The organism is Paraburkholderia sp. Ac-20347 (genome assembly GCF_017104805.1).
Classification (GTDB): Bacteria; Pseudomonadota; Gammaproteobacteria; order Burkholderiales; family Burkholderiaceae; genus Paraburkholderia; species Paraburkholderia tropica.
The window spans coordinates 13,271-31,208 of record NZ_JAAGPN010000036.1 but is presented as its reverse complement, the minus strand read 5'-3'; the positions used below and the strand labels follow the sequence as shown (position 1 = coordinate 31,208).

At 61.3% G+C, this 17,938-nt stretch carries 24 protein-coding genes; 23 read left to right on the top strand and 1 reads right to left on the bottom strand.

Annotation, left to right across the window (positions count from 1 at the left end):
- Positions 1-2: 2 nt before the first annotated feature.
- From G3N97_RS10010 to G3N97_RS09900, 23 genes are all read left to right on the top strand, one after another.
- The gene (locus G3N97_RS10010; protein ID WP_205993064.1) at positions 3-2,186 is read left to right on the top strand and encodes a hypothetical protein; all 2,184 of its coding nucleotides are present in this window, start codon (positions 3-5) and stop codon (positions 2,184-2,186) included.
- A complete protein-coding gene (locus G3N97_RS10005) occupies positions 2,183-2,533 on the top strand; it encodes a M48 family metalloprotease (RefSeq protein WP_205993063.1) in 351 nt (116 codons plus the stop codon). The genes G3N97_RS10010 and G3N97_RS10005 overlap by 4 nt, the downstream gene beginning before the upstream one ends.
- Complete coding sequence (locus tag G3N97_RS10000; protein ID WP_205993062.1) at positions 2,526-2,774, top strand: hypothetical protein; 249 nt, start codon at positions 2,526-2,528, stop codon at positions 2,772-2,774. The genes G3N97_RS10005 and G3N97_RS10000 overlap by 8 nt, the downstream gene beginning before the upstream one ends.
- Positions 2,771-4,000 (top strand): hypothetical protein, encoded by a 1,230-nt coding sequence (locus tag G3N97_RS09995; protein WP_205993061.1) that lies wholly within the window; start codon positions 2,771-2,773, stop codon positions 3,998-4,000. The genes G3N97_RS10000 and G3N97_RS09995 overlap by 4 nt, the downstream gene beginning before the upstream one ends.
- A gap of 12 nt (positions 4,001-4,012) precedes the next feature.
- A complete protein-coding gene (locus tag G3N97_RS09990) occupies positions 4,013-4,366 on the top strand; it encodes a hypothetical protein (protein ID WP_205993060.1) in 354 nt (117 codons plus the stop codon).
- Positions 4,367-4,422: 56 nt separating this feature from the next.
- The gene (locus G3N97_RS09985) at positions 4,423-4,941 is read left to right on the top strand and encodes a hypothetical protein (RefSeq protein ID WP_205993059.1); all 519 of its coding nucleotides are present in this window, start codon (positions 4,423-4,425) and stop codon (positions 4,939-4,941) included.
- A gap of 10 nt (positions 4,942-4,951) precedes the next feature.
- Positions 4,952-5,704: a hypothetical protein gene (locus G3N97_RS09980; RefSeq protein ID WP_205993058.1), complete on the top strand. Its 753-nt coding sequence runs from the start codon at positions 4,952-4,954 to the stop codon at positions 5,702-5,704.
- A gap of 69 nt (positions 5,705-5,773) precedes the next feature.
- Positions 5,774-7,141, top strand: coding sequence for a N4-gp56 family major capsid protein (locus tag G3N97_RS09975; protein WP_346778043.1), 1,368 nt, complete (start codon positions 5,774-5,776; stop codon positions 7,139-7,141).
- A gap of 11 nt (positions 7,142-7,152) precedes the next feature.
- Positions 7,153-7,647: a hypothetical protein gene (locus G3N97_RS09970; protein WP_205993057.1), complete on the top strand. Its 495-nt coding sequence runs from the start codon at positions 7,153-7,155 to the stop codon at positions 7,645-7,647.
- An 8-nt stretch (positions 7,648-7,655) separates the two neighbouring features.
- A complete protein-coding gene (locus G3N97_RS09965) occupies positions 7,656-8,078 on the top strand; it encodes a hypothetical protein (protein WP_205993056.1) in 423 nt (140 codons plus the stop codon).
- A 1-nt stretch (position 8,079) separates the two neighbouring features.
- Positions 8,080-8,784, top strand: a complete 705-nt coding sequence (locus G3N97_RS09960) for a hypothetical protein (protein WP_205993055.1) — start codon at positions 8,080-8,082, stop codon at positions 8,782-8,784.
- Between the two features lie 9 nt (positions 8,785-8,793).
- Positions 8,794-10,413, top strand: a complete 1,620-nt coding sequence (locus tag G3N97_RS09955) for a hypothetical protein (RefSeq protein ID WP_205993054.1) — start codon at positions 8,794-8,796, stop codon at positions 10,411-10,413.
- 3 nt (positions 10,414-10,416) lie between these two features.
- Positions 10,417-11,031, top strand: a complete 615-nt coding sequence (locus G3N97_RS09950) for a hypothetical protein (RefSeq protein ID WP_205993053.1) — start codon at positions 10,417-10,419, stop codon at positions 11,029-11,031.
- Positions 11,032-11,075: 44 nt separating this feature from the next.
- A complete protein-coding gene (locus G3N97_RS09945) occupies positions 11,076-11,360 on the top strand; it encodes a hypothetical protein (protein WP_205993052.1) in 285 nt (94 codons plus the stop codon).
- Positions 11,350-11,541, top strand: a complete 192-nt coding sequence (locus tag G3N97_RS09940; RefSeq protein WP_205993051.1) for a hypothetical protein — start codon at positions 11,350-11,352, stop codon at positions 11,539-11,541. The genes G3N97_RS09945 and G3N97_RS09940 overlap by 11 nt, the downstream gene beginning before the upstream one ends.
- Before the next feature lie 9 nt (positions 11,542-11,550).
- Entirely contained in the window at positions 11,551-11,763 is a 213-nt protein-coding gene (locus tag G3N97_RS09935; protein WP_205993050.1) for a hypothetical protein, read from the top strand.
- Positions 11,760-12,314: a glycoside hydrolase family 19 protein gene (locus G3N97_RS09930; RefSeq protein WP_205993049.1), complete on the top strand. Its 555-nt coding sequence runs from the start codon at positions 11,760-11,762 to the stop codon at positions 12,312-12,314. Before G3N97_RS09935 ends, G3N97_RS09930 begins: the two co-directional genes overlap by 4 nt.
- The gene (locus G3N97_RS09925; protein ID WP_205993048.1) at positions 12,304-12,681 is read left to right on the top strand and encodes a 3TM-type holin; all 378 of its coding nucleotides are present in this window, start codon (positions 12,304-12,306) and stop codon (positions 12,679-12,681) included. The genes G3N97_RS09930 and G3N97_RS09925 overlap by 11 nt, the downstream gene beginning before the upstream one ends.
- On the top strand, positions 12,678-13,241 hold the full coding sequence (locus tag G3N97_RS40150) for an aspartyl/asparaginyl beta-hydroxylase domain-containing protein (protein ID WP_205993047.1): 564 nt from the start codon (positions 12,678-12,680) through the stop codon (positions 13,239-13,241). The genes G3N97_RS09925 and G3N97_RS40150 overlap by 4 nt, the downstream gene beginning before the upstream one ends.
- Entirely contained in the window at positions 13,238-13,522 is a 285-nt protein-coding gene (locus G3N97_RS09915) for a hypothetical protein (RefSeq protein WP_205993046.1), read from the top strand. Before G3N97_RS40150 ends, G3N97_RS09915 begins: the two co-directional genes overlap by 4 nt.
- A gap of 66 nt (positions 13,523-13,588) precedes the next feature.
- On the top strand, positions 13,589-14,560 hold the full coding sequence (locus tag G3N97_RS09910) for a hypothetical protein (protein ID WP_205993045.1): 972 nt from the start codon (positions 13,589-13,591) through the stop codon (positions 14,558-14,560).
- Between the two features lie 8 nt (positions 14,561-14,568).
- On the top strand, positions 14,569-15,999 hold the full coding sequence (locus tag G3N97_RS09905) for a hypothetical protein (protein WP_205993044.1): 1,431 nt from the start codon (positions 14,569-14,571) through the stop codon (positions 15,997-15,999).
- Position 16,000: 1 nt separating this feature from the next.
- Positions 16,001-17,569, top strand: coding sequence for a hypothetical protein (locus G3N97_RS09900; protein ID WP_205993043.1), 1,569 nt, complete (start codon positions 16,001-16,003; stop codon positions 17,567-17,569).
- On the opposite strand, the gene G3N97_RS09895 is transcribed toward G3N97_RS09900, so the two are convergent.
- Positions 17,566-17,928 carry a hypothetical protein gene (locus G3N97_RS09895; protein ID WP_205993042.1) on the bottom strand — a complete coding sequence of 121 codons (363 nt, stop codon included), beginning with the start codon at positions 17,926-17,928 and terminating at the stop codon, positions 17,566-17,568. The two genes, G3N97_RS09900 and G3N97_RS09895, sit on opposite strands and share 4 nt — an antisense overlap.
- Positions 17,929-17,938 lie beyond the last annotated feature (10 nt).

The following is a 17,938-nucleotide window of genomic DNA, read 5'->3' as shown; positions in this document are numbered from 1 at the left end:
ACATGGCCCGCGCTAAAAAAGCGAAAAACGAAGAGAAAAAGCCCGCTGTCGAAGTGGTAGACGCGCGGGCCATCGACGCTGAGCGCTCTGGCGACGAGCTCGAAAACTGGGCCGACCAGCCCGAGTCCGAGGCCTACATCGAGGCCGGAAAGCTCTACACGAAGATCGCCAAATGCTTCGAGAACAAGCAGGAGCAGATGGACCGTTGCGAGGAATACTGGTCCATCTTCAATGCGCAGCCCGATGAAAACCAGCAATACTCGGGCAACTCGCAGTGCTATATCCCCGCTGTGCGCAATGCCATCAAGGCGCGCATGAAGCGCACGCTCAAGCAGCTCTTTCCCGTCAATCACAAGCACGTCGGCGCGGTTGGCCCGGACGGCAACATTCCGTTCGCTCAGATCAGCCTGCTCGAGCATTACATCCGCAGTGCGAACCTGAAAGACGTGGTGCGCGCGGATCTGCTCGCGGGTGACGTGACGGGGCAGTGGAACCTGTACATCGACTGGACGCGCACTTACCGGCGCATTACCGAGCTCGTCAAGAAACCACCGATTCTCGAAGACCACGAGCTGGGCGGCGAGGTCGAAGACGTCACGGCCGATGACGAGGACTGGGACTGGGAAAAAGAGCAGAAGGAAGTCACCGAGGAAGGCCCGGACGTCGTGCCGTTCGCCACGGAAGATCTGGCGGTGTATCCGCCGACCTGCAACGATATCCAGAAAGCGACCGCGACCGCGATCAAGCTGCGCATGTCGCAGGACATGCTCGAGCAGTTCGTCGAGGAAGGGGTATTCGTCGGACACACGGCGAAGGACATCATCGAGCGCATGGCGCAGCCGAGCAAGGGCCGGGAGAAGTACGTCGCACCGAAAAAGCGTACCGGCGACGCGGGTGTGCGCACCGAAGGCACCTACAAATACGCGTTGATCTATGAAGTCCACACGAATCTTGACCTCGGCAACGGCAAGGAGCCGTGTTTCGTCTATTACGCAGGTCAGGATGAAATTCTTGGCATTATCCGCAATCCATTTTGGTCTGGTAAGCGGCCCATTCTGTCCGCGCCGATCGAGCGCATCCAGGGTTCCGCCTTCGGCGTCTCAATGATCGAACCGGTCAAGTTCCTGCAGTGGAACCTGAACGACTTCTGGAACATGGGGCAGGATTCGGCGCAATACAGCCTGCTGCCGATCACGATGGTCGACCCGGTATCGAACCCGAACTATCAGTCGATGGTGGTGGGGCTCGCCGCGGTGTGGCTCACCGATCCGAACAAGACGAAATTCGCGAACTTCCCGGCGATCTACAAGGACGCCATCCCGCTGTGCGAGAACCTGAAAGCGCAGATCAACGAGTCGATGGACGTGAACGACGCCATGCTCGGCAAGGCGCCACAGGGCCGCAAAAACCAGGCGCAGATGGCCGCCATGGCGCAGGCGCAGGAATCGAACATCATCGATCACGCCGAGCGTTACGAAGAGGTGATGCTCAATCCGCTGCTCGAATGGATGTTCGAACTTGACCGGCAGTTCCGTACCGAAGAGCTGACCGTCGAAATCCTCGGCGAAGTGGGCGTACGCGCCAACCTGCAGACGATCCCTGTGCAGGCCTTTGGTGAGCGCTATTTCTTCCGCTGGTGCGGCACGTCGTACCAGCAGAATCTCCAGCGCATGCAGCAGATGATCGCGTGGATGAACGTGCTGCGCGGCATCCCACCGCAACAGCTCGACGGGCGGCGTTTGAACATCGGCCCGATCCTCGAATACGGGACGGAGCAGATTTTCGGACCGGAGGTCGCGCCGCGCGTACTGATCGACGAACGCAACATGTTCCACGTCGAGCCGGAAGACGAAAACCTCATGATGCACAACGGCCTCGCAGCCGAAGTGCATCAGGCCGATGACGACCGCCGGCACATTCAGGCACATCTTGCGGGTGCGCAGATGACCGGAGACCCGGGCGGCCTGTTCCGCGCGCATATCCAGCAGCACCAGCAGGCAATGCAGGCGAAGTCGCAGGCGCAGATGCCGAAGCCGCAGGGACAACCAGGCGTCCCGGGCGGCGCAGGGCCGGGCGTGGCGGGGACTCCTCGACAGGGCGCACAGCCTGGCATGCCGCGTCCGCAAGGCCCCCCCGGCATGATCCATCCGGACCAGCTCGCATCCCCCATGCAGGCGCCACGATGAAAAAAGATTTCATCGCGCGCTGCACACCGTGGGGCACGATCCGTACCGGCCCGGGTTTCCGCTTTCTGTCCCCGCAGGAGAAAGCAGCGGTGCTTGCGCACGAGCGCGGGCACATCGCAAAGCGTCACGCGCTCAAGCGTCTCAGCTGGGTTATCACCTTGCGCGCGCTACGTGATCTCGATGGATTTTTGCAGATGTGCAAAGCGCAGGAGTACGAAGCAGACCAGCACGCGGTGAGCGAGGGGCATCTCGTCGGAATGCAGGTCTTTCTGGCCAAGCGCATCGGGTTGCCCGCCGGACCGGGCTATCCCAGCGCGCGCGATCGACTGGAGGCGCTTCATGGCTGATGCATTCCGGATTGTCCCGCCGTTTATACGCGCAGAAGGCAAGGATGCGCCGCCGGAGACGATTCAGGCGGCCGTGAATTCGCTCGCGCAGCAGACGACAGTTGCGCTTAACGAGCTTGGTAACGGCGCGAGTCCCCAGTTCGCAGCCGCAATGTTCGCGTGGTTCAACAGTCTCCCCACCACATTGCCGGCGCAGGCTGGCGTGCTCTGGAATAACGGCGGAACTCTGGCCCAATCATGAAAAAACTGATCCTTTTTCCGATTCTGCTGTTCTGCTCGATTGCATTCGGGCAGAGCTATCCATCACCCACCTACAACAACCTGACGGTCGTTGGCACCTTTACCGCGACGGGAAAGGTGGGCCTCACAAACCTCGCTGCACAGGCTGCAAATACGGTCGTTGCGAACGTCACGGCGGCCAGTGCGTCGCCCACCGCCGTCGCCATACCGAGCTGCAACACCGCCGGTAGTGCGCTTCAATACGCAAGCGGCACTGGTTTCACGTGCGCAGGTTCTTTCGCGCTGACGACGGGGACGCTTGCGCAGTTTGCCGCGACTACATCGGCCCAACTCGCCAGCGTGATTTCGGATGAGACCGGCAGCGGATCTCTGGTGTTTGGAACCGCGCCGAGCATCTCCGGTGCTGCTATTACCGGCGGTACCGTCACCAGCAGTGCTATCGGCGCTACCACTCTTTCCGCCAGCAGCACGGTAAGCGGTGCTGGCTTCTCATCGTATCTGGCTTCCCCACCTGCGATTGGCGGCACAACACCCGCAGCGGGGTCGTTCACGAATCTGAGCGCCACCGGCACGCTTACCGGATTCCCGGGGCGGCTCATCGGCGTTCAGGTGTTCACGGCAAGCGGCACTTACACGCCCGATACCGGCACGAACAGCGTAATCGTGGAGGTGCTCGGCGCGGGCGGTGGCGGCGGTGGGATCGTTGCGATGGGCGCGAGTCAGGGATCCGCCAGCCAGTGCGGGGGTGCGGGCGGTTATATCGTCAGCAGGCTGACTAGCGGGTTCAGTGGCGTCACGGTAACGATCGGCACTGCAGGCACCGCGGGCACAACTTCGGGAACAAGTGGTGGCACGGGCGGCAGTACGTCTTTTGGCACGCTCACAGCGTCCGGTGGTGGCGGTGGTCTCGGCGTCGCAACGGCCGGTGCCGGGCCGGCCAATCAGACCGGGGGCGCTGGCGGGGCGGCCAGTGGCGGAACGATCGTCAATGTGTCGGGACAGAACGCGACTTCGACAAATTACGGAAATGCGACGAACTACGCTGTGTATGGAGTTGGCGGCAGTTCTATCTACGGCGCCGGTGCACAGTCAAAAATCAATGCCAACCCTGCTGCGGCAACTGGTTTCGGCGCAGGCGGCGGGGGCGTCGTCGTGAATGCAAGCAGCGGACCGTATGCGGGGAGCGCCGGCTCTGCCGGGCTCGTGATCGTCTGGGAATTCAGCTAACGGGAGAACGTGATGAGCTTCGTTGCACCCAATCTTATCGATCAGGCCGGCGCTTACTCGATTCAGGCAAGCGATCTGGGCAGCGGTGATTTCATTCGAACCGGGCTCACCGCAGCTACTACGGATCAGTTCCCGGGGGCTGCGAACATGGCAGCGTATTACCCAACGCTGGGCACGGAGAGCGCGTCATGGGCGTTCAGCGTCGCGAACCCCACCCCGTACCCGCTCACACTCGAGGGCGATTCCGCCACGACATTCGTAGGTACCAACGTCATCGCTGCAGGGACAAAGCGGCTTTTCTACGCGAGCGGACCGGCTACGGCAATGGTGGTGCAGTCGTACTACGAAACAGCTATTGCGCCGTAACGATTGTCCGGGTCAGGAAATATTTGTACAAATCTCGCAATCCTCAGGAGAGCATTGTGCGTAAAAATCGACTCGCCGCATTGATCGTCGCGCTGTTCCCCGCAGTCGGCGCCGGTAATCAACCGAACATCCCCGACAACGGCGCCATGCCCGATCAGATCGGCTTGAGCAACGCGATTCTGGGCATGAATCCGTTTCAGGAAACCGGCTACAACGCGGCCACGAACACGGCGGGGTTCACGCTCGCGCCGGCGCAGGTCGCTGGTGCCGCGCAAAACTTCCTGAATCTGACCGGCACACTCACTGCCGCTGCGAACGCGCAGTTGCCTACCGTCGCATCATTGATCGCGCAGCTGCCGACGGTGGTGCAGAACGCACCGGTTGGCCTCAGTTTCCAGCTGCGCGTGATCAACAGTTCGTCCGGCGCGTTCGCCTGGACGCTCACCACGAACACCGGCTGGACCCTCAACGGCACGCAATCGGTTGCGCAGAACACGTGGCGCGACTTCATCGTCACGATCACCGGCGCGACGACGGCAACGATTCAGTCGGTTGGCACCGGCACGCAATCCTGATCGAGGCGATATGAGCGCACTTCTCAAGCGACTTCTCGGCCTGCTTTTTCCTGGCGTCGACGACGGTGGAGATCCCCCTTCCGATCCTGCAGATGGTGGCGGCGATCCCGCCGCATCTGGTGATGCTGGTGGCGGCGATCCCGGCGGAGACCTCGACGATCTGGAAATCGATTTCGTCGATGACACCCCTCCCGCTTCGGCGTCTCGCGGCACTGATGCTGATCGCCTGGCTCGTCTGGAAGCTGAAGTCGAACGCCGCGGCCGCGCAGTCGACCACAGTCGCGCGCCCGCCACGCCGGTAGCCGATCCCGAATTCGATCGCGAAGAAGAGCGCCTGCGCAGCCCCGATACCAGCGACATGGAACGCTGGCAGATCCAGGCGAATCGCACGCTGCGTGCAACCCAGCAGGAAGCACGCCGCGCGATGTTCCAGGCGCAGGACATGGCCGATCGCACGCAATTCCAGGCGGGCGCCACGAGTGACCCCCGCCGCGCGCGCTACGCCGATCGCGTCGAGGAAGCCGTGCAGGCTGAACGCGCGCAAGGGCGCAATGCCTCGCGCGAGGCCGTTTATTTCTACATGCTCGGCAAGGACATCGCCGAAGGCAAGCTCAAGGCGAAAGCCCGTGCCAAAGCTCCCGCCGCTGACGTGCCGCGCGGCCGTTCGCCGGGAGCGAATGCTCGCGCCGATGTGCCCACGCGCGGCCGCGGCGCTACAGATCGCGACAAGCTGCGTTCGCGGCTTGAGAACGTGCAGATTTGACCAGCAGAAGAGGAAAACATGATCATCTCGACCAAATTGGCCCTTTTGCTGGGTCTGGTGTGCCCGGGGGTGACGAATCAATCGTCGAGCTTCACGGCCGACGTTGAAGCGTACATTCAGGAAGAAGTTGAGCCGCTCGCACGCCGCCAGCTGGTCGCGTACCAGTTCGGCAAGCCGCTCAAGCTCGACACGAATCGCGGCACGACCTACACCGCGTCGCGCTACCAGCGCCTGCCCTTGCCGTACGCTCCGCTGCAGGAAGGTGTTGCGCCTCCGGGTGAAGCAATGACGCTGCAGCAGGTTTCGGCCACCGCGCAGCAGTGGGGCGATCGCGTGATCATTACCGACGTCGCGAACCTCACGATCAAGCACCCGCTCTTCCAGCAGGCGTGCGAGCTTGTCGCCCTGCAGCTTCCGGAAACGCTCGAGCGCAATACGCTCAACACGCTGCTCTCCGCGCCGCAGGTGAACTACTCGCAGGGCGTTGCGAACCGCGCCTCAATCGTCGCGTCCGACGTTATGTCGCCGCACGAATCGAATCGCATCTTCGGCTCGATGCTCACGTACGGTGTGCCCCGTTTCAACGGTGACGAGCGCGAAGACATGATGATCGAAGCGGGCGCGTATCGCGATCCGTCGCGCTCGCCGGCTGTCGCGCAGCACTACGTCGCACTGATTCACCCGCTCTCGGCGCAGGACATGCGCGAGAACTCGTCGGTGCAGCAGGCGTGGGCGTACAGCGACGTGAATCGGCTCTACAACAACGAGCTCGGCGCGTTCGGTGGCGTGCGCTACGTCGAAACGAACATGATGCCGTACTGGACGGGCGGCCCGCAGATCAACGGTACGGCTTCGACGTCGGGCGGCCAGCTCGCGACGGGCACGTACTACATCCAGGTCACGGCATCGCCGGCGCTGACGTCAGTCGAGCAGACGATCTACCAGGTCTCCAGCTCGATGAGCGTGACGGGCCCGACAGGGTCGATCTCGGTCACTCTCCCGTCGTTCCCGAACTACGTTTTCAACGTGTACATCGGAACGACCGCGAACCCCTCGAACCTCGCGACGGCCATCGGTACGGGCGTGCCTGTTACCGGCGTGCTCGCCGGCCAGGCCACGCAGCTGCAGCCGGGCCAGACCGTGACGCTCACCGGCATCGGCGTGACGCAGACGCCGCCGGCCGCGCCCGCGAATGGCGTGTCGGTGTTCCCGACGATCTTCATCGGCAACCACAGCTACGGTCAGGTGCTGCTCGAAAACCCCGAGTTCCATTATCTGACCGGCGCCGACAAGTCGGACCCGCTGAATCAAACCCGTGTCGTGTCGTGGAAGGTTTTCTACGGCTCGATCCTGCTGAATTCGGCCTTCCTGGCTCGCGTGGAATGCGGCTCAGCATTCGCGCCGGGTTATCAGGGCGGCACGATCACGACGCCGTAAGGAGCTGATTAATGCCCCCGCGCACCCCGTCCGAACTGAAAGACCAGGCCGCCGCCGAGTTGATCGGCGACGAGACGCCGCAAGAAACGCCCGAACAGTTGCGCGAGCGGATCAAGTCGCTCGAAGCTGCTCTCGAAAAGTCGACCGCGGCCAAGAATCTTGCCGAAGAAGAATCGGCGCGTCTGTCCGCGCAGGCGCAGAACGCGCTGCTCACGAGCAGCGTTATCGAGCGTTTCGCGGGCAAGACCGAAGACGGCAAAGACCTGTGGTGGTATCGCATCGACCTTGCGCCGTGCGGTGGCGTGCAGGTGCTGATGAATGGCAAGCCGTATATGCACGGCGAGACGTACAAGTTCGATACGGACACGTTGCGCACGGTGAAGGAGATCGTCGCGCGTACGTGGATTCACGAGAACGACATCAACGGTAACAAGTTCGATCCCTACCGCAAGGCCCAGAACAAGGTTCTCGGCGGTGGCGCAGCGCCCAATTGGGCATATCAATAAGGAAAATCATGTCCGAAAATACGCAAGCCTCCCAGGAAGCTACGGCTGCGACCAATGCTGTCATCGGTAACTTTTCGCTTACGCTGCCTGCACCGAATGGTGCGCAGCTTTCGGTGAGTGGTTATATCTACGGCGACGAATCGCGTGCGTCACTCGATGACCGTATGGACGTGTGCCGCGAAGCGCTGATCCGCCAGCAGCACATTCTCGAGATCCCGGTTCTCGAAGAAAAAGTGCGCATGATGGAAACCGCGAAACTCGATCTCGAGCGCGCGTATGCCGATCTGCTCGAGCGCCAGAAAAAAGCACCGAAATCGCTGCCGAGTCAGGAACAGGCCAACGTCAAGAACTACCCGATCCAGATCAAGAAGATCGAAGAAGAGCTCGCCAAGGCACAAGCGCGGATCGCGGAAGTTCGCAAGGCAGGTTGATGTGGCATACCTCCAGGCCCAACAGATTGTGGCGCGCGCATGCGCCATCGCCAAATGCCCCGGCTTCACGCAGCAGGGCGGTATCTATCTGAACATGGTCCTGGAGGACCTGTGGCTCCATCGTGATCTGAAGATCAATCGGACCGTCGAACAGGTCGTTGTGCAGGCGAACAATTATGGCCCGTTCACGTTGCCTTTGAATTATCTGCGCACGTACGACCTGTTCTTCCTGCAGAACAACCTGCCGTACTTTCTCTACCCCATCTCGCCGGAAGAGTGGGATCAGGAATTCAAGGATCCTTCCATTGCGAACTACCCGTACGAGTTCATGACCCTGCTGTACGATGAAACGACAGCACAGGCCAACAGCTCGGCGGGGCAGCTTTTCATCTACCCGCAGTCATCGGGACAGATCTCGCTGACGCATCGGTACATGGTCAAGCAGCCGGATATCCAGACGCCTGAAACGTCGACCGTGATTCCATGGTTTCCCGACCAGCAGTATCTGATCAAGGCGACCGCTGTCGAGCTGATGGGAGAGTCGGACGACACGCGTCAGGAGTCCTGGCGCGCTCAATGCGAAGCAATGCTGCGTACGCATCTCATCATGGAAGGTGACGAGCAGCAGGTCGTCAAATCTGTACGTCTCGATCCGCGGCGTTTTCATACGAACCGCACGCTCAAGCCGACGAAAATCACGGACTAGGAGGCGGCCATGGCAATTCGCAATGGCAAGCCTGTCCGCTTCACGCCGAAAGGCCTGTGCGATGCATACGATTCGACTGATGCGTTCGCAGGCGCGTGCCAGCTGCTCTCCAATCTCGTTTTCGATCAAGGCAATCCCGAGATCGTTGTTTCTCGACCGGGCGTAGGGACCGCTGATACGACCTTCTCCAGTTTCACGACCCCGACCTTTGTTTCGGTGTTTCTCGTCATCGGGACGATTGCCTATGGAATGGTCTCGAGTGGGCGTAACACCGGGCAGGATGAACCTTTTGCGTATAACATCGCGTCGAACAGCTTTATCACCATCAGCGGCGTTACGGCGGCGAACACGCCTGCATCGCCTGCAACAAGCGGCCCGTGGACACCGCCTACCATGGCCGTTGTCAGCACGAAGATAATCGTCACGCATCCGGGTTTTTCCGGCGTCGGGTCAAACTTCTTCGGCGTGATCGACATCAGCAACCCTGCCGCGCCCGCATGGAGCGCGGCGAATCTCGCGACAAATCCTCTTCCGGCGGTGCCAGCGGCGGTAGCGAACTTCAATAACCGCGCGTACTTCGCAGTCGGCAACGTAGCCTATTACAGCGATGTGCTGGTGCCAACCACGCGAACGAATGCGAGCCAGTCGGTAACGCTTGGGGATACAACGCCGATCACGGTGTTTTCAGGCCTTCCAGTACAGACGGTTTCCGCCGGTGTGATCGGCGCACTCGTTGCATTCAAGGGTTCGCAGGTATGGCAGATCACGGGCGACACAGCGACCAGCAATCTTGCACTGAACTACATTTCGCTCACGACCGGGTGCATCGCACCGCGTAGCGTTGTGCAAGGACCGTTCGGAATCTTTTTCGCTGGACAGGACGCCCCGTATATCCTGAATTTCCTTGGCACGTTGGTTCCACTGTCGAGCCGTCCGGGAACTGATTATCCCGCCGATCTGCAGGTGCCTTTTCAGAATGCCACTGTGCCGAGCCGGATCAGCGCCGCGTTTTCAGGCAACGTCTATCGCGTATGCGTACCGACGCTTGTTCAGGGGCAGGCGGCGACGAATGACTACTGGTACGACATCCGGCGCAAGCGGTGGACGGGGCCGCACACGTTCACGTACGACTGCGCCGCGCAGTACGGCAATCAATTTCTGCTGTCCAGCGCTGCTCAGGGGGCCGCGCTGTTTACGAGCGCGTCGATCCCTTCGTCGAATAGCGTCTATAACGATGCTGGCGCGCAGATCACCAGCCACCTGCGTTCGTCGTCGTTTCCGAAAACGGCGCACATGGCACAGGTTCAGGTCGTCGAGTCCACGATTGAGCTCGCATCGTCAGGCGCGTCGGTCAATTACAACCTCACGGCACTGGATGACCAGCTGTCGACGCTCGGTTCCACCTTTGTGGTCACGCCGGTGCGCGGTTCGCTCTGGGGCAGCTTTATATGGGGGCAAGGCCAGTGGAACACGAATATCAGCATTCCTCACGTCTATAGCATTCCGTGGGCGGCACCGCTGGTGTTCCAGAAAATGGCGATCGACGTCTCCGCCGCGTCATCGAACAGTCTGTCAATCGGGACTTTTTTCGCCCGCTACGCCGACACCGGCTACATGAATCAGGGGTAAGCCATGGCAATCATCGGAACGCTGCCGGACAACCTTCAGAACGGAACCACGGCCGATGCTTCACAGGTTATGGCGGATCTGAATTACATCGTGAATCAGGTCAATTCGAACGCGAATCCGCTGGGTACGCTCACCGCGCCCTCGGGCACGCGGATGGCATTCCATCAGGCCGCTGCACCGAGCGGCTGGGCTATCGATACATCGATCACCAACCATACCTGCCTGTATTCAGCAACGGGTGGGGGCACGATCGTATCAACCGGCGCGGGCTACACGTCGTTCTGCTATTCCGGATGGGCAGCGGACAATCACACGCTGACCATTGGCGAAATGCCGGGGCATAGCCATACCGATGCGGGTCACAGCCATGGGATCACGGACCCCGGGCACACGCACACCCCGCCGGCGGGTGCCTTTCTTACAAACGCCAGCAATGCAAACGTGGCGTCGACGGGTGGTGCCTACGCCGCTTATTCCACGACTGCCGCAGCAACAACGGGCATTTCAGTGAACAACGGCGCTGCGAACCTCCAGAACACGGGTGGTAGTGGCGCCCACGCCCACACCATCACCACCACGTGGCAATACATCACCATGTGCGTAGCACAAAAATCATGAAAAAGTGCCCCCTTATTAAAAAATCGTGCATTGAGGGTGACTGCATGTTCTGGACGCATATGCTCGGTATGCATCCGCAAACCGGTCAGCCTGTTGACCAGTTCGACTGCTCGATGCGCTGGCTCCCGATCATGCTGGTCGAAAACGGACGTCACATTCGGGGCGTCCAGGCTGCGACGGAGTCCATGCGCAATGAAGTTGTGACCCGGCAGGACGTTTTGAACAACGCTGTGCTGAACGCTAACCGGGCCGCGAAAGAAATAAAGAACGTGCCGCACGAGGCTGATCGCCTCGAATCTTCAAATCACGGGGAAAAGAATGGACGATAACCGCACATTGACGGACGCCGATGTCAAGGCCATCGCACGTGAAATCGAAGCAGGCATCACGCAGCGATTTCAGCTCAACGTGGGCCGCGGCGTGCTGGGCATGGCGTGGAAGGCCATGCTTTATGCCCTGATCCTGCTCGCTGTGTACGGCGCGGGAGGCGGGTTCAGAAAGTTTCTTTAGGAGAACACCATGAGCATCTGGACCAGTATCGAAAGCGAGTTCAACGCAATCGTGACGGACGCTCGCTCGATCCCCGAGAAGCTCGCCGCGCTCGTCGATCTGCACGGCAAGGCGCAGAGCCTTTCGACGCTCGAGGCCACGCTGACCACGATCGTCGAAGACGCCGCGAAGGCTACGACCGACAAGGTGCAGGAAATCCTGCAGGCTATCGGCAAAGTATGACGCCCGAAGTTCTGGCCGCCTGCCTGAACGTGCCGATGGCGCGCGCGCGTATATGGGCGGACCCCTTGAGCGCTGCGATGGCGCTCTATTCGATCGAGGGGATGGTCAGTCAGGCAGCGTTCATTGCGCAGGTGGGCCACGAATCTGGCCGGCTTGTATATGTGCGGGAGCTATGGGGGCCGACGAAAACCCAGCAGCTCTATGAGCCGCAATCGGAAAAAGCAACCGAACTCGGGAACACCGAGCGGGGAGACGGATTCCGGTTTCGTGGGCGAGGCTTGATTCAGGTGACAGGCCGGGCGAATTACCGGCGCTGTGCGAGCGCACTTGGCATTGATCTCATTTCCCATCCAGAGCTGCTTGAAGAGCCAGGAAACGCTTCGTTGTCCGCCGCATGGTTCTGGACCAGCCACGGGCTTAGCCAACTGGCTGAACAGGGCGATTTCACCACGATCACGAAGCGCATAAACGGTGGTCTGAATGGCCTGCAAGACCGGCTCGCACTCTGGAAACTGGCAAAGGCCGCACTAGGAGCCAACGATGGCACTTGACCCGATTACCGCAGGCCTTGATCTGGCCTCGAGCATCGTCGAACGAATCTGGCCGGACAAGACGCAGCAGGAGCAGCAGCAGCTGGCAGCGGTGCTGGCGATGGTGCAAGGCCAGATGAGTATCAATCAGGCCGAAGCGCAAAGTACCGACCCGTTGCAACACTGGCGCGGCGGTATGGGCTGGGTGTGCGTGGCGGGCTATGCCTGGAATTTTGTCCTGCAACCGCTCACCAACGCTGTAGCTGCGGTTATCGGCCATCCCGTGAATCTGCCGGTGATGGACCTGAGCGAGCTGTCGACGCTCACGCTGGGCATGCTCGGTCTCGGCGGTTTGCACGTGGCCGAGCGAATCAAGGGGGCTTCGTGAGGAATCTTGTTCGTATCGCCGCGGGGATCGATACCGCGCCCCTGCTGCTCGCGCTCGCGCGTCAGCCGAATCTGTGGAACCGTCGCACCGCGCGCACCGCGCCCGAAGATTCACCGCATCACGGCGTGTCAGATATCTGGCTGCGTTACAACGACGAGAAGCCCTTCAAGGCGAAGGGCGACTATTCCGGATTCAACGAGCCGCACGACGCCGTGTTCTATCCGGAATGGTATGCCTTGCCTCAGGTACGGCCTATCGTGTTCGGTTTGATGGCGCGAGTGGAAGGCACGCGCCTGGGCGGCGTCATGATCACGAAGATTCCGCCAGGCGGTAGCGTGAAACCGCATTGCGACGATAACTGGCACGTGCACCACTACAACACGAAGCTTTACGTCGTGCTCGAATCGAATCCGCAATGCTGGAATCGCGTTGAAGATGAGCGCGTCGCGATGGCGCCGGGTGAAGTTTGGTATTTCGACAATACGAAAGAGCATGAAGTCGTGAACGAGGGCGATACCGACCGCACTACGCTCGTCATCTGCATTCGGTGCGAGCGATGATCCTCCATCACTTCTCGGCGGGGGGCGTCTACGCGCGCGAGCAAAGTTTGCTGGCGGGGCAGGAGGTCGAGAAGCACGTCCATGATTACGACCACCTCAGTTACCTCTCGAATGGTAGCGCGCTGATTGATATCGATGGTGAGCTGAGCGTGCTGCATGGGCCCTGCATGCTCGAGGTCAAGGCAGGAAAAAAACATAGGATACAGGCGATTACGGACCTGACCTGGCTTTGTATCCACGCAGAGAACGTCGCGGATCCGGAAATTCTGACAAAGGGGTGAGCCATGCCGTGGGGTGTAGCAGCCGGAGTTCTGGGCAGCGCAGCGGGCGCGGCCGTATCGAGTGCCATGTCGCCATCGACATCGGGTGGCACGTCCTATTATGTGCCCACCGGCCTCGGCACAGCCGACCAGACGTGGCAGGGCTTGCTGGACAGCCTCCAGAACAGCTATTACGCCAACGCCAACTCCCAGAACCAGATTGCGCTGGGCTCCGAGCAGGCGGGCATCAACGCCGCGAATCAATATGCGCCGGGTTACCAGACGGCGGCAAATTCGGCCGCAGGCACCTACGCCGGTCTTGCGAGCTATCTGAACAATCAGGCTCAGCAGAATACGGGGACGCAGAACAGCCTCCTTGCTGCGGGGCAGAACGTCTACAACCTCGCACTGGACCCGCAGAACGCGCTCTATAACCGCACGGCGCAGCAACTGCAGGATCAGACGGGGGCCACGAACTCGATGTATGGCCTCGGCTCGTCTGCAGCAGGCGCGGGCGTGGCTAATCAGGCCATGTCGAATTTCAATATCGACTGGCAGAACAATCTGCTTTCGCGCGCGACGCAGGGACTGTCCGCCTACACGGGCGCCGCAACCACGGCCGGTAATTATGGCCAGCTCGCCAGCTCGCAGGCGGAGGCCGCACCCGGTTACGCGCTGCTCTCTGGATCGCTGCCGTACAGCACCGCGCAGTCGACCGCCGCCACGCCCGGCAATCTCGCCAGCACCTACGGCTCCTATCTGAATTCGAACCTCTACGGCCCTGCTGAGAGTATCCAGAGCCAGATTATCCCGTACATGAATTACGGCACGGGCGCGCAATCGTTGCCGTATCAGAACAGCACCACGAATGCGCAAAGTCTCGGGTCGACCGTTTCGAGCGCGCTTGGCGGTCTGGGCACCGCTTACCAGAACGCGGGAAGCCTGAGCAATCTGTTTAGTGGCACAACGGGTTCTTACGGCAGCGGAGACTTTAGTGGTGCGTTCACGTCCAGTCCGTATTACTCGGGTGGTGGCAATTCGTACGGGTTCACGATGTGAGGTGAACGATGGCACAGCCGGTCAATTACTACCTTGCTGCGATGGAAGGCGCGCAGGCCGCGCAGCAGCAGGCGATGAATCGCCAGTACCAGCAGATTCAGCTCGCGCAGTTCCAGCAGGCGCAGACCGATCGGCAGCGACAGCAGGCCGCGCTCGCTGCGGCAGGCAATGCACTGCCGCAACTGCTTGCCCAAGGCCAGCCGGCACAAATGCCGCCGCCTCCCCAGGCACCGATGCCGGGTCAGGCTTCCCAGCCCGCGCAATCTCAAGGGGGCGGTGTTCCATTGCCCGGTATGGGCCCGGCACCCGGTGGTGTTAAGCCTCCGTTGCCGCCTTTTCGCGCAATGCCGACGGGAGGCTCGCCTGCGCAGGGTACCGCGCCGCAGCTGTCCGCACCGCCGATGACGGCCGCACCACAGCAGCAGCCATCGTCAGGTCCGCTCACGCTCGAGAGCGCAATCAAGGTGCTCAAGGATCAAGGATTGTCTGGCGCCGATCTGATGGCGGGGCTCGGACAACTCATGCCGATCCTCGACTCGCAGGCAAAAGCGCAGGCCGCTCAGATGCAGCAGCAATTCACGCGCGAGCTGCAGATGGCGCAGCTGCAGGAACGCTACGACTCGTTGCGTCAGCGTGCCGAAGATAACGCCGCCAACCGCGCCGATCGCATGCAGGCGCATCAGGATTCACTCGGTATCCAGCAACAGATGCTGCAACTGCGCCGTGAGTCGCTGAATGCGCGCACGCAGGGCGATCCGAATGCTACGCTCGATCCGGATGACCTGAAATTCATGGCGCAGCAGTATATGGCCGGTGACCGGACCGTGCTGCAGAACCTTGGGCGTGGTGCACAGGGCTCAAAAAACCTCGTGGCGTTGCGCAACGAGGTTCGCAAGCAGGCGCAGGCCAACGGCATGACCGGCGCGGATCTCGCAGCGGCCGTTGCTGAGTTTGAGGGCGTGAAGTCCGGCGAACGCGCGCTCGGCACGCGTACGGCGCAGGCCGGTATGGCCGTGAACGAGGCCGACCAGTTCGCCGACATCGCGTCGACAGCGTCCCAGCAGGTGCCGCGCAGCCAGTTCGTGCCCGCTAACAAGGCGCTGCAGGCCTACCAGTCGAACACCGGCGATCCGAAGGTCGTTGCGTTCGGCGCAGCCACGAATTCATTAATTAATGCGTACGCGCGCGCGGTGTCGCCCAGCGGCACGCCGACGGTAAGCGACAAGGAGCACGCGCGCGAAATGCTGAACACCGCGCAGACGCCGGAGCAATATCAGGCCGTGATCGGCATGATGAAACGTGAGATGGCAGCAGCCCAGCAATCGCCGGGCAAGGTGCGCAGCGAGTTTCGCGAAGCTGTGACGCGCGGCAAGCCGATGGCGAATCCACCGCCTCCGGGTGGCGGTTTGCCGGCCGGATGGTCTGTGACGGAGCACTGACATGCCGACCTTTACGTTCACTTCTCCGGACGGGAAAACCTATGACGTCCAGGGGCCTGACGGCGCTACGAAGGAGCAGGCGTTCGGGATTCTCCAGCAACGACTTGGCTCAGCTGGAAGCGCTGCACCGGCAGCGCAAGGCCGCTCTGTCGCGCCTCTCGATCGTCTTCCGGGCGATACGGGATCGGCAGCGGGCCTGACGCCGCAGCACGCCGACGGCATCGCTAACAAAATCCTCGGCATCGGTGAGGCCGGACTTTCGGCGGTCACCGGCGCACTCGCCGCGCCGATCGGTGCAGTGTATGGCGTCGGCAAGACGCTCGCGAGCGGGAAATACGGCACGCAGCAGGGTATTCGTGAGGGCGATAAAGCGGGCGTCGAACTGGCGGACAAGCTGACCTACCAGCCGCGCACGCAGGCCGGGCGCGAGATGCTCGACACGGCCGGGCGCGCGCTCGACGCGAGCCGCCTGCAGGGTCTACCTGTCGAAGGGCCAATGATCGCGCGTATCCCCGAGGTGCCGCGCGGCGTGCTGGCCACAGGCGAGGGCGCTGCAGGCGCCGCGCGTGCCGGCGCGAATGCTGTCGGGCGCGGAGCGGCGCGCGCGGTATCCAGCGCGCTCCCTGATGTTGATCCCGGTACGTTGCAGCTGGCGCGCCAGGCGCACAACATGGGTTTTCGGCTCACGCCGGATATGGTCTATGGCAATAAATACGCCCGTCAGGCAGGTGAACTCGCGCAGGATAATCCCTTCGTCGGAAAGACGGTGCGCGAGCACAACCAGAGCGTTTTCAACTCGCATCTGGTGCAGGCAATTGGCGGGGAAGGCGACAAGCTCACGCGAAAGGCTTTCAACGACGCGATGAATCGCTCGGGGCAAACCATCGGCGATATCGCGTCGTCCAAAAGTGTGCCGTTCGATGAAAGCCTGGTGAACAAACTGGCCGGGCACGTCGACGCCGCGCAGAAGTACGAGACCGGTGACGTGGAAAAGGTCGTTACCAGCGTGGTCAACGAGATTTCGGACAAGGCGAAAGGCGGTCAGCTCTCTGGCGAGGCCTTCCGCAAGATCAACACGAATCTGAACACGCGTATCCGTAATACGCAGAATGGCGATCTGCGCAATGCACTGAGCGGTCTGCAGGATGACCTGCAGGATCAGTTTATCTCGCAGCTAAATGCGGAAGAGCTCGCGCGCTACAACACCGCGCGCCGCCAGTACGCCGTCGGAAAGACGCTCGAGCCGCTCGTTGCGAAATCCCCAACGGGCAATATCGCCCCTGCAGCGCTGCTCGGCGCAGTGACTCGCAATCAGGCAGGGCGCTCGGCGATGGCGCGCGGTGCGGCTGGGGATCTGGGAACGCTGGCCGACATCGGGCAGCGCTTCATGAAAGAACAGCCTTCGAGCGGCACGGCCGAGCGCGCATTAATGCAAAACCTGCTCACGCACCCCGTTGGCACAGTCGCGGCAGGCGGTACCGCTGCGCTGACAGCGCCCGGGGCGGCAGCGTACAACCGCTTCGGGCCGAATGTCACGCAGATGCTTTTACAGCGTCCGCCAGGTCCTTAATTGCAGCCGTAGGCGGTGCAGTAATGGCTGTAGGCGTTGCCGCGCGAATCAGTACCGTAGATTGCCCGGTTTCCGTTTCCGTAGTTCTGGATGGTCTCGTTCCAGTGGGCGCCATTCGCGGCATTGCCGTTGATCTGCGTCGTGTTGCCGTAGGTGTTGGACGACTGGTTCCAGCTGTTTCCGGTCTGCGCGTTGTAGCCGGTCACGTTGGTCATCGTGCCCATCCGGTTGACGGTGTACGTGTTGCCGCTGGGATCGTTACAGGTTTGCAGGTTGGCGCTGCCAATGCAGTTAGCAAACGTGCTCGCGCTAATCAGTAACGCAGCTGCGGCGCATGCTGTTTTAAGAGTGTTTTTCATAGTGGTCTCC

Excerpts from the sequence above, each read along its gene's own strand:
- G3N97_RS10010 (WP_205993064.1), top strand. The coding sequence starts at position 3 with ATGGCCCGCGCTAAAAAAGCGAAAAACGAAGAGAAAAAGCCCGCTGTC.
- G3N97_RS10005 (WP_205993063.1), top strand. The coding sequence starts at position 2,183 with ATGAAAAAAGATTTCATCGCGCGCTGCACACCGTGGGGCACGATCCGT.
- G3N97_RS10000 (WP_205993062.1), top strand. The coding sequence starts at position 2,526 with ATGGCTGATGCATTCCGGATTGTCCCGCCGTTTATACGCGCAGAAGGC.
- G3N97_RS09995 (WP_205993061.1), top strand. The coding sequence starts at position 2,771 with ATGAAAAAACTGATCCTTTTTCCGATTCTGCTGTTCTGCTCGATTGCA.
- G3N97_RS09990 (WP_205993060.1), top strand. The coding sequence starts at position 4,013 with ATGAGCTTCGTTGCACCCAATCTTATCGATCAGGCCGGCGCTTACTCG.
- G3N97_RS09980 (WP_205993058.1), top strand. The coding sequence starts at position 4,952 with ATGAGCGCACTTCTCAAGCGACTTCTCGGCCTGCTTTTTCCTGGCGTC.
- G3N97_RS09970 (WP_205993057.1), top strand. The coding sequence starts at position 7,153 with ATGCCCCCGCGCACCCCGTCCGAACTGAAAGACCAGGCCGCCGCCGAG.
- G3N97_RS09965 (WP_205993056.1), top strand. The coding sequence starts at position 7,656 with ATGTCCGAAAATACGCAAGCCTCCCAGGAAGCTACGGCTGCGACCAAT.
- G3N97_RS09955 (WP_205993054.1), top strand. The coding sequence starts at position 8,794 with ATGGCAATTCGCAATGGCAAGCCTGTCCGCTTCACGCCGAAAGGCCTG.
- G3N97_RS09950 (WP_205993053.1), top strand. The coding sequence starts at position 10,417 with ATGGCAATCATCGGAACGCTGCCGGACAACCTTCAGAACGGAACCACG.
- G3N97_RS09945 (WP_205993052.1), top strand. The coding sequence starts at position 11,076 with ATGTTCTGGACGCATATGCTCGGTATGCATCCGCAAACCGGTCAGCCT.
- G3N97_RS09940 (WP_205993051.1), top strand. The coding sequence starts at position 11,350 with ATGGACGATAACCGCACATTGACGGACGCCGATGTCAAGGCCATCGCA.
- G3N97_RS09935 (WP_205993050.1), top strand. The coding sequence starts at position 11,551 with ATGAGCATCTGGACCAGTATCGAAAGCGAGTTCAACGCAATCGTGACG.
- G3N97_RS09930 (WP_205993049.1), top strand. The coding sequence starts at position 11,760 with ATGACGCCCGAAGTTCTGGCCGCCTGCCTGAACGTGCCGATGGCGCGC.
- G3N97_RS09925 (WP_205993048.1), top strand. The coding sequence starts at position 12,304 with ATGGCACTTGACCCGATTACCGCAGGCCTTGATCTGGCCTCGAGCATC.
- G3N97_RS09915 (WP_205993046.1), top strand. The coding sequence starts at position 13,238 with ATGATCCTCCATCACTTCTCGGCGGGGGGCGTCTACGCGCGCGAGCAA.
- G3N97_RS09910 (WP_205993045.1), top strand. The coding sequence starts at position 13,589 with ATGTCGCCATCGACATCGGGTGGCACGTCCTATTATGTGCCCACCGGC.
- G3N97_RS09905 (WP_205993044.1), top strand. The coding sequence starts at position 14,569 with ATGGCACAGCCGGTCAATTACTACCTTGCTGCGATGGAAGGCGCGCAG.
- G3N97_RS09900 (WP_205993043.1), top strand. The coding sequence starts at position 16,001 with ATGCCGACCTTTACGTTCACTTCTCCGGACGGGAAAACCTATGACGTC.
- G3N97_RS09895 (WP_205993042.1), bottom strand. The coding sequence starts at position 17,928 with ATGAAAAACACTCTTAAAACAGCATGCGCCGCAGCTGCGTTACTGATT.